Raw genomic sequence first — 14,671 nt, forward strand, 5'->3', positions numbered from 1 at the left:
CAAGACTGGCAACATCTGAACATGAAGCGCGCCGGATTTTCCGGTGCGTTTTTGTTTGAGCAATGCCCGCACCGTTTCCTGGCAAAGGCGTCTGTTAGCGCTCCCGCACCCGCAACAACAACAGGAGGCCAACTCCGAAAAAGACCAGGATGACCGACATGCCGGCGGGTTGGCTGGCAGTCAGGGCGGTTACCACGCCGACGGTGAGCGGGGCCAGGAAGCTGGTGACCTTTCCGGAGAGCGCCAGAAGGCCGAAATACTGGGTCACGTGCTGCGGCGGGGCTATGCGGACCAGAAGACTGCGGCAGGAGGCCTGCAACGGGCCGGACACCGCGCCGATGACACCGCCGAGTGCAATGAACACCTGTTCCGGCAGCGATGCGAAGAGGGCACCCTCGGGGGCAGCGGCGGTCTTGATGACAAAGAACACGGTTGTCCGGTCGATGGAGATCATGCCGAGGCCGCAGATCATCAGAACGATGAGCGAGAAGACAATCACCGGCTTGGCCCCGAAACGATCATCCATCGGCCCGCCCAGCAACAGGCCCAGTGTTCCGGTGATGGTCAGGATGATGCCGAAAGTGCCGATTTCGATGGATCCCCAGCCAAGCTGGCCGGCGGCATAAATGCCGCCGAACGCGAAGAGGGCGACAAGACCGTCCTTGAAGATCATGTTGGCGAGAAGGAACAGGAAGATATTCCTGTTGGTGCGTGCCTGGGCCAGGCTCATGCGCAAGTTTGCAAGGCCGGCACGGATGGCCGGACCGATCTTTGCCTGGTGCGGCACGTCCGGCACGAAGAGGAACATCGGCAACACGAAAACGAGATACCAGAGCGCGGAGAACGGCCCGACGGCGCGATCGCCTTCCTGGGTCGCCGCATCAAGACCCAGAACCGGCTCGAAACCCAGCAGGGTCTTGCCTGACTCGGGGCTGGCGGAGAAAAATCCGAGGGCGATCACCAGCGTGACCAGTCCACTGGCGTAGCCGAGTGCCCAGCCGAAACTGGACAGGCGTCCGATGCGTTCCGGCGGCACCAGCGAAGGCATCATGGCGTTGTTGAAGACGGTCGCGATTTCGATGGACAAAGTGCCGATGGCAAAGGCGATGAGCGCGATGGCGATGCCGTTCGAGCTTCCCGGAGCGGCGTACCAGAATGCCCAGCAACAGATGACAAACGGCAACGAGAAGAGAAGGATCCAGCGTTTTCGCCGGCCTGTTGCGTCCGCGATCGAGCCCAGTACCGGTGCTGCAAAGGCAATGCACAGTCCGGCGGCCGCAGTTGCGTATCCCCAAAGCGATTGGCCTTCGGCCGGGGTCGCGGCCAGTGTCGAGGCAAAGTAAGGCGCGAAGACGAACGTGGTGATCAGCGTGAAAAAGGGCTGTGCCGCCCAGTCGAACAGCGCCCAGGAGAGAACGGCGCGCCTGTCGGTAGATTGCAACGGGATGTCTGAAACGGTTGTCATGGCAAAGGGCAACTCGCTGCCTGGGGGATCAAGACCGGGACGAGCCCAACTCATTCATGCATATCGCTTCCCGCTCCTGAAGCCCACAGGTGTTTGCGAATATCCGGTGTCTGTTGCAGGAGAGAGTTTCGGTTGGCGTATGCGGCCCATCCTTTAAGACGTCGCTTGCGCGGCTCCTCAGGATGAGGGTGTGGGAAGGTTGGCCTCTCACCAGCCTGGCAACACATATCACCTCATCCCGGACACCGCGCAGCGAATATCCGGGATCGGTGAGCCAAAGACCATCTTGGGAAGGTACGCTTTGCCTTGGGTGCCGCTGGCTCTCCATTCCCCGCTCGCGCATAGTGTTGCCGGGGCGACGGCAATACCGCTGAAAAGCCAAGGCCGGCAGAGGTATTGCCGGCCCCAGAACGCGATTTCCGCTGGCTTACGCGGTGCCGCAGATTTCCGCGAGCAGGCTTGCCGCCACGGAGAATTTCGACACGCTGAGACCGCCATCGAGGATTTCGGAAACCGAGCGTTTGCGCCGGCCCACTTCCGCCTCGTGCTCCTCCAGCCAGCTTGTAAAACCGCCGGCGCGAACCGCCGCGATGGCCAGGGCGCGCTGCGCGGAGACCAGCATGGCCCGTGCCCGGTCGAGTGCGAGGCCGTCGTAGTAGTCCCGGACGTCGAGATCGTTGGCGAGCTCGAGCATCGCACCGAGCTGGAAGTGGTGAGCAACTTCGAAATAGGCCCTTGCAGCCGTATCCAGATCTGCCCCGGTTTCTTCCGACACGATGACGATATCGGGAATGGCCCGCTCGGCCGGCAGCCAGGCAATCCGCCGGGCGAGGCTTCCCGGAACACCCTGCTCCACGAAGGCTGCGGTGCGCTCCGCCAGGACCGCGGCGGGTTCTTCCGGCAAGACCGCTTCCAGGCGGTCGCGCAGCGCGGCGATACCGGCACGGAACCGCTCGACAACGGCAAACAGGCCCTTGTCAAAGGACACGTTGCGCTTGAACCAGACGACCCGTTCCAGAAGCAGCGACTGGATTTCCGAATAGAGCTCCAGCTGCAGAGCGCCGTCGATCTTCGTGTCGAGCTGGTCGATCTCCGTGTTGAGATCGGTCAGGTCGTAGCTGTTGCGCACAGCAACGAAGCCCTGAGCGATTTCGGTCGCGGTTGCGTCGGTCTGGTCACGCAGACGGGTGATGAAGGTCGCTCCGCCCCGGTTGATCATTGAGTTGGCCAGCATCGTGGCGATGATTTCACGCCGCAGGCGGTGGCCGCTGATCTCGTCCTTGTAGGTGTCGGCCATCTGGTCCGGGAAATAGCGGAACAGTTCGCGCGCCAGATAATCGTCGTCCGGAACCGAGCTTTCCAGCAGCGCGTCGTAAAGCGTGATCTTGGCATAGGCCAGCAGCACGCCCAGTTCGGCGCGGGTCAGCAGCAGCCCGGCCTTGCGCATCTCGTCGAGTGTTGCCTCGTCCGGCAGCTGTTCGACCACCCGGTCCAGAAGGCCTGCCTGTTCCAGCTGGCGCATCATGCGCACCTGGTAGCCGAAGTCTTCCATGCCGCGCAGTTCGGTCATGGAGATGGCCAGGGTCTGCAGATAGTTGTTCCGCAACACGAGTTCGGCGACCTCGTCGGTCATTTCGGCCAGAAGTTCGTTGCGCTGCTCGATGGTCAGCTTGCCGGATTTCACCGCGGCGCCGAGGGCGATCTTGATGTTGACCTCCATGTCCGAGGAGTTCACCCCGGCGGAATTGTCGATCGCATCGGAGTTGCAGCGCCCACCCTTCTTGTTGAACTCGATACGGGCGAGCTGGGTCAGGCCGAGGTTGGCACCTTCGCCGATCACCTTTGCGCCGATTTCCGATGCGGTGATGCGGATCGGGTCATTGGCACGATCGCCCACATCGGCGTCCGTCTCGGACTTGGCGCGAATATAAGTGCCGATACCGCCGAACCACAGCAGGTCGACTTCCATCTTCAAGATGGCGGTCATCACTTCCTGCGGCGTTGCGCTGCCCTTGTTCAGGTTGAGCAGGGACTGCATTTCCGGTGAAAGCGGAATGGACTTCAGCTGGCGCGAGAAGATGCCGCCACCCTTGGAAATCAGGTCGGTGTTGTAGTCCTTCCAGGACGAGCGGCCGAGGTCGAACATCCGCTTGCGCTCTTCCCAGGTCTTTGCCGGGTCCGGATCCGGATCAATGAAGATGTCGCGGTGATCGAAGGCCGCGATCAGTCTGGTTGCCTTCGACAGCAACATGCCGTTGCCGAAGACGTCGCCGGACATGTCGCCGACACCGGCCGCCGTGAAGGGCTGGGTCTGGATATCCCGGTTCATCTCGCGGAAGTGCCGCTTGACCGCTTCCCAGGCGCCGCGTGCGGTGATGCCCATCTTCTTGTGATCGTAGCCGGCGGACCCGCCGGAGGCGAAAGCGTCGCCCAGCCAGAAGTGCCTTCCTTCCGAAATGCCGTTGGCCGTATCGGAGAAAGTGGCCGTGCCCTTGTCGGCTGCCACCACCAGGTAAGGGTCGTCACCGTCGTAGCGCTGCACGCGCTCCGGCGGCAGGATGTTGTCCTCGCCGAGGTTGTCGGTCACGTCCAGAAGGGCGTTGATGAAGATCTTGTAGCTTTCGGTGCCTTCCTTGAACCAGGCATCGCGATCGCTCATCGGCGGCAGGTTCTTGGGTACGAAACCGCCCTTGGCACCGACCGGGACGATCACTGCGTTCTTCACCTGCTGTGCCTTCACCAGACCCAGCACTTCGGTGCGGAAGTCCTGCGGCCGGTCAGACCAGCGCAGGCCGCCACGGGCAACCATGCCGAAACGAAGGTGCACGCCTTCCACGCGGGGGCTGTAGACGAAGATTTCCCGGAACGGACGCGGTTGGGGCAGGTCGTCGATCTGGCGGCTGTCGATCTTGAAGGCAAAGGTCGGCTTGGGCTGACCCTTCTTGTCGAGCTGGTAGAAGTTCGTGCGCAGGATCGATTCAATCGTGTTCTGGAACCGGCGCAGGATGCGGTCGTCGTCAAGGCTGGCGACGTCCTCCAGATCGGCGGTCAGTTCGCTTTCCAGCCGCTCCGTGCCGAGGTCCCTGTCCTTTTCGGTGACATCCGGGTTGAAGCGCAGGTGGAACAGTTCCACCAGTTTGGCCGCGATCTTCGGGTAGTTGTTGAGCGTGGACCACATGTAGTCTTCGGAGAAGCGGATACCGGCCTGGCGCAGGTATCTCGACAGCGCGCGGATCACCGCCACGTCGCGCCAGGCAAGCTCCGCCGTCAGCACCAGGCGGTTATAGCCGTCGTCTTCCGCCAGCCCGGTCCAGACTGCCATGAACATGCTTTCCAGCCGGGATTGCAGCTGATCGGAAAAGACGATGTCTTCGCCGCTGCGCGATTCCAGCGTCATTTCGTGCAGGTAGGACAAGGGGGCATCGGCCGGCGTGACGCGGTAGGTCCGCTCGTTGATCACGCGGAAGCCCATGTTTTCCAGGAGCGGCACGCGCGCGGACAGCGGGATCGGCGAACCGCGGTGATAGACCTTCAGCGACAGGCGGCTGTCCCTGGTGCCGGCCTGGCGGTGGAACGTGATGGTGGTGTCGTTCTTGTCGGACAGGGTTTCCAGCTTGACGATGTCGAACAGCGCGGACTGGGCGTTGTAGACTTCCTTGTAGCCGCCATGAAACGAAAGCGCGTAGCGGTCGGCCAGCTTGCGGGCCTGTGAGGGCGCGAATTCGTCTTTGAGCGCATCGCGCACGCTGTCGGACCAGGTGCGCACCATGTCGGCAACGGCGGCTTCCAGCTCTTCCTGCTGGGGCGTCGGCGTTTCCCCGCGATCGCGGCCGATGATGTAGTGAACCCGCGCCAGCGGACCTTCTGGATAGGTAACGTACCAGGCCGACACGCGTCCTTCATAGACCGAGGCCAGATAGGTGCCGACGTTGAGGCGAACTTCGGTGGAATAGCGGTCACGCGGGACGAAGACCAGAATGGAGACATAGCGGTCGAACTTGTCCGGGCGGGACAGCACGCGAATGCGCGGGCGCTCGTCCAGCTGCAGGATGGCGATGGAAAAGTCGAACAGGCGTTCCCGTTCGATCTGAAACAGCTCGTCACGCGGGAAAGCTTCCAGAACGTTGCGCAGGGCACGGCCGGAATGGCTTTCCGACCCGTAGCCGGCGCGGGCCAGAACGCTGGCAACCTTGCGGCGCAGGAACGGGATGGTGCTGGTCGGTTCGGTATAGGCGGTCGAGGCGAACAGGCCGACAATGCGCAGCTCACCGTTCATGTTGCCTTCGTCGTCATAAAGCTTGGCACCGACGTAATCCATGTGCACGCGTCGGTGCACGGTGCTCTTCACGTTGGCCTTGGCGATGATCAGCGGTTCGGGTTTCTTCAGGAACTCGCGAATTTCCGGCGTGATCTGCACGAACTCCGTGCCGCGGCGGAGAACGCGCACGTCCGGGTCGGACAAGAGGCCGAGGCCCGTGCCCTCATGGGGGGAAAGCTCGCCCTCCTCGACGCCGCCTTCGAACATGTATTCGCGCATGCCGAGGAAAATGAAGTTGTCGTTCTCCATCCACTCCAGGAAGTGGATAGCCTCCCACAACTCGTCGCTGCTGCCGGGAATTTGCGTCGTCTTGTAGGTGTCGATGGCCTCCGCCAGGCGTTCCTGCATCGGCTTGAAGTCCGACACGACGGCGCGGACATCGGACAGAACCTTGTCGAGCCGCGCCTTGAGGGCCGCGCGGGCTTCGGGCGAATCAATCCGTGTCACGTGGATATGGATGAGGCTTTCCTGCCGGTCGGTCCGTTTCGGTGGTTTCTTGCGAGCCGTGGCGCTTGTCAGTTTGCCGTTGTCATCCCGTTCCACGATGAAGATCGGGTGCAGGACCAGATGCACTTCGATCTTGCTTTCCTGCAGCTCGTCCATGACGGAATCGACCAGGAAGGGCATGTTGTCGTTGACGATCTCGATAATCGAGACGCCCTTGACCTTGCTGCCCTGGGCCTTGAACGCCGGATCGGCGATGCTGACACGATGCGTGCCGAGTTCGTGGTTCTGGAAATCCTGCCAGGCGTCCCGGGCAAAGCCGGTCAGCTCTTCCGCGGTATAGGCCACGAGGTCTTCCGCTGCGCCCCGGTCATAAAAGGCGCGGGAAAACTCGGCGAGAGCCGGATCTTCCTGATTCAAGGTTGCTTGGACCGCGTCGATGAGTTTGAGTTTCTCGACGTCGTGTTTGTCCGGCATTTTCCATCCCCTTAGGCGATCGTATGGTTTGGCTCTGTCGCTCGCTCGTTCTAAGACTTAAGTTCATATTTCAGCGACATAAACGGTTTCATGACGGGAGGAGCAAATTGTCAAGTAAAGTCACGGCCTTGCAAATCGATTCAAATGTAACATTGAGTGAAAAGACACAGGCTTATTTCGACTTGTGCCAGGAGAAGCTGGGTCTCGTTCCCAACGTCCTCAAGGCATATGCGTTCGACGAAACGAAGCTGCGCGCCTTCACCGACATGTACAACGACCTCATGCTGGGCGAATGTACACTCTCCAAGCTCGAGAGAGAGATGATTGCCGTTGCGGTATCAGCGGTCAACCGCTGTTTTTATTGTCTGACGGCTCATGGTGCTGCGGTGCGCGAGCTTTCCGGGGACCCCGTGCTGGGGGAACTGATGGTGATGAACTACCGCGTTGCGGACCTTTCGCCAAAGCAGCGGGCGATGCTCGACTTCGCCGTCAAGTTGACGGAGAAGCCGGCGGAAATCGTGGAAAGCGACCGGCAAGCCCTGCGCGATGTCGGGTTTACGGATCGCGACATCTGGGACATCGCCTCGGTAACGGGCTTCTTCAACATGTCCAACAGGGTGGCAGCGGCGTCCGACATGCGCCCGAATGATGAGTATCACTCAAGGGCCCGTTGAGATAACGGAGCGTCGCGCGGCGGTGACAAGCCGCGCGATTGGGTGTATGACGCTTGCGATTTTGCACCGATCTGCCTGACGGCTTTCGGGCCCTGGGGTTCGAAACTGGCGGCGATCATGAGAGGGAGAGGAACGGGCGATGGTTGCGCGCGTGTTTATTGATGGTGAAGCCGGTACGACGGGTCTGCAGATCCGCGAGCGCCTTGCCATGCGCCGCGACCTTGAGCTGATCTCCATTCCGGACGAAAGCCGTAAGGATCCGGCAGCCCGGGCCGACTACCTCAACAAGGCCGATATTGCCATTCTTTGCCTGCCGGATGCGGCGGCCAAGGAAAGCGTTGCCCTGATCGAGAACGACACCACCCGTGTGATTGATGCTTCCAGTGCCCACCGGGTTGCCGAGGGCTGGGCCTATGGTTTTGCCGAAATGGACCTCGACCAGGCCGACATCATCGCCGCAGCCATGCGCGTTGCCAATCCGGGCTGCTGGCCGCAAGGCCTGATCGCGGCGGTTCGTCCGCTGATCACCGCAGAGCTGCTGCCGTCGGACTTCAACCTGACCTATTTCGGCATCTCCGGGTATTCCGGTGGTGGCAAGGGCATGATTGCCGATTACGAAGCCGCCGGAACCAGCGCAAATTCGTTTGCGCCGTACGCGCTCGGGTTCAATCACAAGCACCTTCCGGAAATGACGGAATACGGCCTGCTCGACGCAGCTCCACTGTTCACTCCGACTGTTGGCGATTTCTACAAGGGCATGCTGACGGTGGTTCCGTTGAACCTGGCAGGCCTGGCCAAGGTGCCGACGGGCGAGCAGCTGCATGCGGTGATCGCCGATCATTTCGCTTCGGCACCCGGCGGTTTTGTCGAGGTCGCGCCGCTGGAAGCGCTCGAGAAATCCGATAGCCTCAACCCGCAGGCGCTCAACGACACCAACAAGCTGCATCTGCATGTCTTTGCAAATGACGCCAGGGCGCAGGCCGCGATCGTTGCCGTCTACGACAACCTGGGCAAGGGCGCGTCCGGCGCTGCCGTCCAGAACCTCAATCTGATGCTCGGTGTCGATCAGACAACCAGCCTTGCCGCGTAAGCGGCATCCGTTTTCAGGCCTTTCAGGAGAGAAGAAGAATGGAAAAATTTGAGACCCTGACCGGTGTCGCAGCGCCGTTGCCGATCGTGAACATCGACACGGACATGATCATTCCGAAGCAGTTCCTGAAGACGATCAAGCGCACCGGCCTCGGCACCGCGCTGTTCCACGAAATGCGCACCAACGACGACGGATCGGAGAACGAGAGCTTCGTTCTCAACAAGGCCGCCTACCGCAATGCCAAGATCCTGATCGCCGGCGACAACTTCGGCTGCGGTTCCTCGCGGGAGCATGCGCCCTGGGCGCTGCTTGATTTCGGCATTCGTTGCGTGATCTCCACCTCGTTCGCCGACATCTTCTACAACAACTGCTTCAAGAACGGCATTCTGCCGATCCAGGTCTCCGAAGACGAGCTGGAAACCCTGATGCATGCGGCAGAGCGCGGCGCCAACTTCACGCTGACGATCGATCTGGAAAGCCAGGAAATCAAAGGTCTTGAAAGCGGCGATATCGCCTTCAAGATCGACAGTTTCCGCAAGCATTGCCTGATCAACGGCCTCGACGACATCGGCCTGACCATGGCAAAGGCCGGTGAAATCGACACCTTTGAAAGCAAGATGGGCAACGACCGCCCCTGGGTCTGAGCCGGACTACAATGACTTTTGAAAAGCCGGGTTTCACGACCCGGCTTTTTTGTTTTGGTTGCCTCAGGTTCTTTAAGGCGCGCGACGCGTCGCCAAGACCTGATCCTCCACTCACAGGGTCAATCCTCCAGAGTTCGATCACGGCAACCGCATTCAGCCGTCTTGTCCTGACGCCCATCAACCTTGTCATCCCTGCGAAGGCAGGGATCCAGTATTCACTGGGTTCGCAAGGTTTTCGAAGTCTGTTCCCATGGCGTACTGGATCCCGGTCTTGCCGCTGACGCGTCAAACCGGGATGACAAATCACCTGGGCATCCCTGGTTTCTGTCGGATTGAATACAAAGGGGCGGCGCCGAAAGGCGCTTGCCGGTGAAGCGGGACATGGAAAGCTGGATAACCGCCTCTCATCTTCTTCACGCAGGCTTGAAAAGCTTTTCAGTGTCCTTGAACGTTTCGTGCGATAGTCCGAACGCATGGATATGATGACCTTGGCACCATACGCTCCCTGGACCGACCGACGCGGCAACCTTTCCGGTCTGCGATTGGCTGTATTCATTGCCGTGCTTCTTCCGGCGTTGCAGATCTTCTACAGCCTCGCCTTCGGGCCAGTGCTGCCGGAGCCCTTCGAGATGGAGCTTCATGCCAGTGGCGACTGGGCGGTGCGCTTCCTGCTTGTGACCCTGGCGGTAACGCCGCTCCGGAGGATCTTCTCCTGGAACCGGATCGTCGGTGTCAGGCGCATGTTGGGTGTGACAGTGCTTGCCTATGCGCTCTTGCACCTGGGGCTTTACGCTGCGCAGGAAAGCTGGAACCTCGGCAAGGTCGTGTCTGAAATCGTTCTGCGTTTCTATCTGACCATCGGCTTTGTCGCGCTGTTCGGGCTGGCGGTTCTGGGGGCGACCTCGTTTGACAGTGCCATCCGCAAACTCGGGCGGAACTGGCAGCGGCTGCACACCCTGATCTATCCGATCGGCGTTCTCATGCTGTTCCACTTCTTCCTGCAGTCCAAGTCGGACGTCACGCAGGCCACCTTGATGGCAGGCCTGTTCGTGCTGCTGATGATCTACAGACTTGCGGTCAAGGCAGGCTTCAGCCTTGCAAACCCGCTGGTTCTGGCGGTTTGCGCGCTGCTGGCAGCTGCAGGGACTGCCGGGATCGAATTTGCCTGGTACGCACTTGCCACCGGCATTCCTGCCGACCGGGTGTTTCAAGCCAACTTCGCCCTTTCCGTTGCAATCCGTCCGGCTATCTGGGTCGGGATCATCGGGCTCGGGGTTGGTTTGGCGGCAATAGTTCAATGGATCGGCGGATTGCTCGGCCCCAAGCTGGGGCTGAAACGGGCGTAAAATATCGCCGAGCCTTCACCACCCACTACCATCATCCCGTGGCTTTGCCCTCGGACCCAAGTCGAGTGCCTTCCATCCCGGTCGGGTGTTTCATGCGGAAAGGTCACGGCATGGATTGCCTGGTCTGGCCCGGCAATGACGGAAAGAGGGTGTGGTCTCAGGAATTGGACCCGGTCTGGTTGGGGAGCCACCCCATGATGGGAGAAGCCGAGTTTCCAGGTTTCCCAGTCCCGTCATCCCATGGCTTGACCATGGGATCCATGCCGATCCCCTTATCTTCTGATGAGCTTGGATGTGTGGAACGGCCAGGATTACCGGATCACGTCCGGCAAAGACGGCGACACGTGAAGATTATCTCCAGGGAATGCGAAGACCCGCCGAGACTCAGACCCTGCCGCTGTTTGAATTGCGAGACAATCAGCGTCGGGACTTTTGCCCTACGACTGTTTCTCGTCGTCGCGCACGCGGCGTTCGGCGTTGATCTGCTCCAGTTCGGCCATCTTTTCGCCGATGGGGCGCAGGGCTGAAACCGTTTGGCGGAACTGGTTGGCGCGCTGGTCGAGCATGCGCTGTGCAAGTTCCGGGAATTCCTGGATCATGCGTTTGAAGAGCGCGCGGCGAATGCGGATGATGCGTACGCCGTCAACGGCTTCTGCCCGGCAAGGGCGCTTGTTTTCCGCAAGAAGAGCCGTCTCGCCCAGCAGTGTGCCCTGACCGACGCGCTCGATTTCCTCAAAGCCGTCCCTGGTCCTCGTCTGCAGGCTGACCGTGCCGCTGGTAATTACCAAACCGCCATCGGCGCGGTCGCCCTGATCGAACAGGCGCTGGCCGCGGTTGTAATCCATGCTTTCGGCGCTGAAGGCGAGCAGACGCAGCTGATCGTCCTGAAAGTCCGAAAGCATCGGGATTTGTTTGAGAATCGCAATGTCTTGGGCAAGGCTCATGCCCAAGAAATACGCCGATTACCGGTTACGGCACAAGCTTATATCCACCGGCTTCTGTGACAAGAAGCTCCGCATTGGACGGGTCACGCTCGATTTTCTGCCTGAGGCGGTAGATGTGGGTTTCCAGCGTGTGGGTGGTCACCCCGGAATTGTAGCCCCAGACCTCGTGCAGCAGCACGTCGCGGGTTACGGGCTTTTCGCCGGCGCGGTAGAGGAATTTCAGGATGGAGGTTTCTTTCTCCGTCAGGCGAACCTTGGAACCGCTGTCGTCCTGCATCACCTTGGCGGCGGGCCGGAACGAATAGCGGCCGATGGCGAAGGTGGCGTCTTCGCTTTGTTCGTGCTGGCGCAAATGTGCCCGGACACGGGCCAGAAGCACGGCGAACTTGAACGGCTTGGTGACATAGTCGTTGGCACCGGCCTCAAGCCCCAGGATCGTGTCGCTGTCGCCGTCATGACCGGTCAGCATGATGATCGGTGCCTTGAAACCGCCCTTGCGCAGCAGCTTGACCGCTTCGCGCCCATCTATGTCCGGCAGGCCGACGTCCATCAGCAGCAGATCGACGTGCTCTTCCTTGGCCATGGCGATGCCGGACGTGGCCGAATCCGCCTGGATCGTCTCAAATTCATCGTAAAGCGACAGCTGCTCCACCAGTGCTTCGCGCAGTTCGGTATCATCATCGACAATCAAAATCGTGCGGGCGGTCATCGTCGCGTCCCTCGCCAGAATCCAAAATCTCTTCACGACGACTTGTGCAAAGGACACAAGCGCGTTCCTGCTTCTATGTGCGTGGGAAATTGTTCCCGCACAAGCGGTGTCCCGTCAATTCTTCTTCACGCGGGGTTTAGGGGTGGTTTATCAAGAAGACCGGCGGAGCGGACAGGCGGAACGGACAGGATCATGAAAACCTTGAAAAAATCGGCGGGAATGCTGGAAGTTCGTGCGTCGCCTCTGAACCGGACACGCGGCGTGCTCAGTCTTGGGCGGATCACGGTCCCGTGTGCGCTCGGCCGGTCAGGCATTGTCATGCGCAAGCGCGAAGGCGATGGCGGCACGCCGGTGGGCCGGTTCGAATTGCTGCACGTCTACTATCGCCCAGACCGGGGCTTGCCGCCGGCAACGCTGCTGCCGACCGAGCCGCTGACACCGGCGTCGGGCTGGTGTGACGATCCTGGCCACCGCCTGTACAACAGGCCGGTGCAACTGCCTTTTTCGGCCAGCCATGAGAAGATGTGGCGCGACGACAGGCTCTACGACATCGTCGTCGTGCTGGATTGCAACCTGAACCCGGCCGTGAAGGGCCAAGGTAGCGCGATCTTCTTTCACGTCGCGCGGCCGGGCTATTCGCCGACGGAAGGCTGCGTTGCCGTTTCGCCGGAACACATGCGCCTGATTCTTCAGAACATCGGCCTTGGCGCGGAGATGGTGATCCACGCCTGAGCCGGCCCGAACAGTCTTAAGGATTGGCACTGACTTGTGGCCGGTAGATGGTGAAGCTGCCACTGACCGTGGTCGAGGTCCTGACGCCTGCGTCATCGGTCGTCGTTGCCGTGCGAATTCCGAAACCGTTGCGCTTGACGGTCTGGTCGTCGGTGACGTTGCTTTCCAGAAAGGTTGCCCTGTTGCCGTTGACGCTTTCCAGGATCGCGGTGTGCCGCGGTTCGCCGCGGGACATCGTCTGTTCCTCCCAGCTGCCGTCGGGCTGGGTTACACGAACCGTGACTTCGAAGCGGGTGAACTGGAACACGTCACCCGGCCGGGCATCCGACAGGTTGTTGATCACCCGCCCCCAGACATAGGTGGAGGCCGGCTTGTTGAAGCCGACGTGCCGGAAAGCGTTGTCGACCAGCGTCCAGCACTGGCCATCGCCTTCCACCCGGCCAAGTCTTTCGGTGGCGAAATTGATCAGGCGTTGCGCCTGTTGAGCGTTTACGTCGGGCATGATCGTTATCCTTCATAACTGCCCCATGGACGCAATATTAGGTCGGCATGACTGCCAACTCTGTAACCCGCATCACGATTCCGTTGGCAATGAGGGCAACCGAACGCGCCTTGCCGCGTTTTTTGAAAAGTGTCTCACAGGCAGAGACGGCAGCCAACCGCATAGGTTTCCGCGGTCTTGTCTGGTATGACGAAGTTCGGGTTCACGGAGATAATCAGGACATGCGCTGGAAAGGCCGCCGCGGCAGCAGCAACGTTGAAGACAGGCGTTCCATGGGCGGGAGACCACGCATGCGCGTCGGTGGCCGCCGGGTGAGAGGTGGCGGCCTCGGGTTGACGGGCCTCCTGATTATCGTCGGCATTGCCTGGCTGACCGGCATCAACCCGCTGACACTTCTCGGCCAGCTGGATGGCGGGGGCGGTTACGATACGCAGTCCTATCAGACGCAGGCCCCTCGCAGTGCGGCCGACCAGGAAACCGCGCAATTTGTCTCCGTCGTACTGGCCGACACGGAAAACACCTGGGGCCAGATCTTCGAAAACGGTGGTGCGACGTACCCCGAGCCGACGCTGGTGCTGTTTTCAGGGTCGGTATCATCAGCCTGCGGATATGCCAGCGCGGCAACCGGCCCGTTCTACTGCGGCGCCGACAGCAAGCTTTACATCGACCTGTCCTTCTATCAGGAACTGGCAAACCAGCTGAATGCGCCGGGTGATTTCGCACAGGCCTATGTGCTGGCGCATGAAGTCGGTCACCACATCCAGAACGTGCTTGGCGTGCTGCCGGAATTCCAAAAGGCCCGGCGTACGCTCAGCAAGGCGGAAGGCAACGCTCTATCGGTACGTGTAGAATTGCAGGCCGATTGTTATGCTGGCATCTGGGCGCATTATGCCGCCCGGCAGAAAGGGTTTGTCGAAGAAGGCGATATCGACGAGGCACTGAACGCGGCCAGCCGGATCGGTGACGATACGTTGCAGCGCCAGGCTCAGGGCTATGTCGTGCCGGAAAGCTTCAACCACGGCACCTCTGCGCAGCGGGCAAGCTGGTTCAAGAAGGGTTTCCAGTCCGGCGACCTCAATGCCTGCGATACGTTCAGCGCGGCGAGCCTGTAAGGGCACGAACACATCGCGTCATGCCATGGCACGTCCATGGCATCCATGCCGCTTGATCGGTTCTTTTCCGTACGCTTCCGGCTTTGAAAGCCCACGGATGGATTGCAGGGGCAAGACCTGCAATGACGACCAAGTGATAGCGGGCTGGCGCGTTTACGCATATCTGCGATGACTGCCTGCCCCACTGGTAATTTGCGGTATTTTCCGCCATATA

11 protein-coding genes are annotated in these 14,671 nt (G+C 60.6%); 6 read left to right on the plus strand and 5 right to left on the minus strand.

Features of this window, described 5'->3' with window-relative positions; all coding sequences use genetic code 11:
• Positions 1–94 precede the first annotated feature (94 nt).
• Together FIU93_RS06365 and FIU93_RS06370 are read right to left on the minus strand one after the other, a co-directional pair.
• Positions 95–1,465: an MFS transporter gene (locus FIU93_RS06365; protein ID WP_152507516.1), complete on the minus strand. Its 1,371-nt coding sequence runs from the start codon at positions 1,463–1,465 to the stop codon at positions 95–97.
• Between the two features lie 427 nt (positions 1,466–1,892).
• Positions 1,893–6,704, minus strand: coding sequence for an NAD-glutamate dehydrogenase (locus FIU93_RS06370; RefSeq protein WP_152505098.1), 4,812 nt, complete (start codon positions 6,702–6,704; stop codon positions 1,893–1,895).
• Positions 6,705–6,811: 107 nt separating this feature from the next.
• Between FIU93_RS06370 and FIU93_RS06375 the strand changes: the two genes are divergently transcribed.
• From FIU93_RS06375 to FIU93_RS06390, 4 genes are all read left to right on the plus strand, one after another.
• Positions 6,812–7,378, plus strand: coding sequence for a peroxidase-related enzyme (locus FIU93_RS06375; RefSeq protein ID WP_031270047.1), 567 nt, complete (start codon positions 6,812–6,814; stop codon positions 7,376–7,378).
• A gap of 139 nt (positions 7,379–7,517) precedes the next feature.
• The gene (gene argC / locus FIU93_RS06380; RefSeq protein ID WP_152505099.1) at positions 7,518–8,468 is read left to right on the plus strand and encodes an N-acetyl-gamma-glutamyl-phosphate reductase; all 951 of its coding nucleotides are present in this window, start codon (positions 7,518–7,520) and stop codon (positions 8,466–8,468) included.
• A gap of 38 nt (positions 8,469–8,506) precedes the next feature.
• Positions 8,507–9,112, plus strand: a complete 606-nt coding sequence (gene leuD, locus FIU93_RS06385; RefSeq protein WP_023002568.1) for a 3-isopropylmalate dehydratase small subunit — start codon at positions 8,507–8,509, stop codon at positions 9,110–9,112.
• Between the two features lie 479 nt (positions 9,113–9,591).
• Positions 9,592–10,458, plus strand: a complete 867-nt coding sequence (locus FIU93_RS06390; RefSeq protein WP_209010296.1) for a protein-methionine-sulfoxide reductase heme-binding subunit MsrQ — start codon at positions 9,592–9,594, stop codon at positions 10,456–10,458.
• 437 nt (positions 10,459–10,895) lie between these two features.
• Here the strand turns inward: FIU93_RS06390 and FIU93_RS06395 are convergent, their stop codons facing one another.
• Positions 10,896–11,402, minus strand: a complete 507-nt coding sequence (locus FIU93_RS06395; protein ID WP_152505101.1) for a cyclic nucleotide-binding domain-containing protein — start codon at positions 11,400–11,402, stop codon at positions 10,896–10,898.
• Between the two features lie 25 nt (positions 11,403–11,427).
• On the minus strand, positions 11,428–12,111 hold the full coding sequence (locus tag FIU93_RS06400) for a response regulator transcription factor (RefSeq protein ID WP_023002571.1): 684 nt from the start codon (positions 12,109–12,111) through the stop codon (positions 11,428–11,430).
• Between the two features lie 192 nt (positions 12,112–12,303).
• Between FIU93_RS06400 and FIU93_RS06405 the strand changes: the two genes are divergently transcribed.
• On the plus strand, positions 12,304–12,843 hold the full coding sequence (locus tag FIU93_RS06405) for a L,D-transpeptidase family protein (RefSeq protein ID WP_152505102.1): 540 nt from the start codon (positions 12,304–12,306) through the stop codon (positions 12,841–12,843).
• Positions 12,844–12,859: 16 nt separating this feature from the next.
• Here FIU93_RS06405 and FIU93_RS06410 read toward each other — a convergent pair whose 3' ends face one another.
• On the minus strand, positions 12,860–13,345 hold the full coding sequence (locus FIU93_RS06410) for a hypothetical protein (protein WP_055660126.1): 486 nt from the start codon (positions 13,343–13,345) through the stop codon (positions 12,860–12,862).
• 221 nt (positions 13,346–13,566) lie between these two features.
• On the opposite strand from FIU93_RS06410, the gene FIU93_RS06415 reads away from it, so the two are divergent.
• The gene (locus tag FIU93_RS06415; protein WP_023002575.1) at positions 13,567–14,457 is read left to right on the plus strand and encodes a neutral zinc metallopeptidase; all 891 of its coding nucleotides are present in this window, start codon (positions 13,567–13,569) and stop codon (positions 14,455–14,457) included.
• The last annotated feature ends 214 nt before the right edge of the window (positions 14,458–14,671 follow it).

Origin of the sequence: Labrenzia sp. THAF35 (assembly GCF_009363595.1) — a bacterium.
Lineage (GTDB): Bacteria > Pseudomonadota > Alphaproteobacteria > Rhizobiales > Stappiaceae > Roseibium > Roseibium algicola.

Coding starts and splice junctions, on each gene's coding strand:
- FIU93_RS06365 (WP_152507516.1), bottom strand. CDS start 1,465: ATGACAACCGTTTCAGACATCCCGTTGCAATCTACCGACAGGCGCGCC.
- FIU93_RS06370 (WP_152505098.1), bottom strand. CDS start 6,704: ATGCCGGACAAACACGACGTCGAGAAACTCAAACTCATCGACGCGGTC.
- argC (WP_152505099.1), top strand. CDS start 7,518: ATGGTTGCGCGCGTGTTTATTGATGGTGAAGCCGGTACGACGGGTCTG.
- leuD (WP_023002568.1), top strand. CDS start 8,507: ATGGAAAAATTTGAGACCCTGACCGGTGTCGCAGCGCCGTTGCCGATC.
- FIU93_RS06390 (WP_209010296.1), top strand. CDS start 9,592: ATGATGACCTTGGCACCATACGCTCCCTGGACCGACCGACGCGGCAAC.
- FIU93_RS06395 (WP_152505101.1), bottom strand. CDS start 11,402: ATGAGCCTTGCCCAAGACATTGCGATTCTCAAACAAATCCCGATGCTT.
- FIU93_RS06400 (WP_023002571.1), bottom strand. CDS start 12,111: ATGACCGCCCGCACGATTTTGATTGTCGATGATGATACCGAACTGCGC.
- FIU93_RS06405 (WP_152505102.1), top strand. CDS start 12,304: ATGAAAACCTTGAAAAAATCGGCGGGAATGCTGGAAGTTCGTGCGTCG.
- FIU93_RS06410 (WP_055660126.1), bottom strand. CDS start 13,345: ATGCCCGACGTAAACGCTCAACAGGCGCAACGCCTGATCAATTTCGCC.
- FIU93_RS06415 (WP_023002575.1), top strand. CDS start 13,567: ATGCGCTGGAAAGGCCGCCGCGGCAGCAGCAACGTTGAAGACAGGCGT.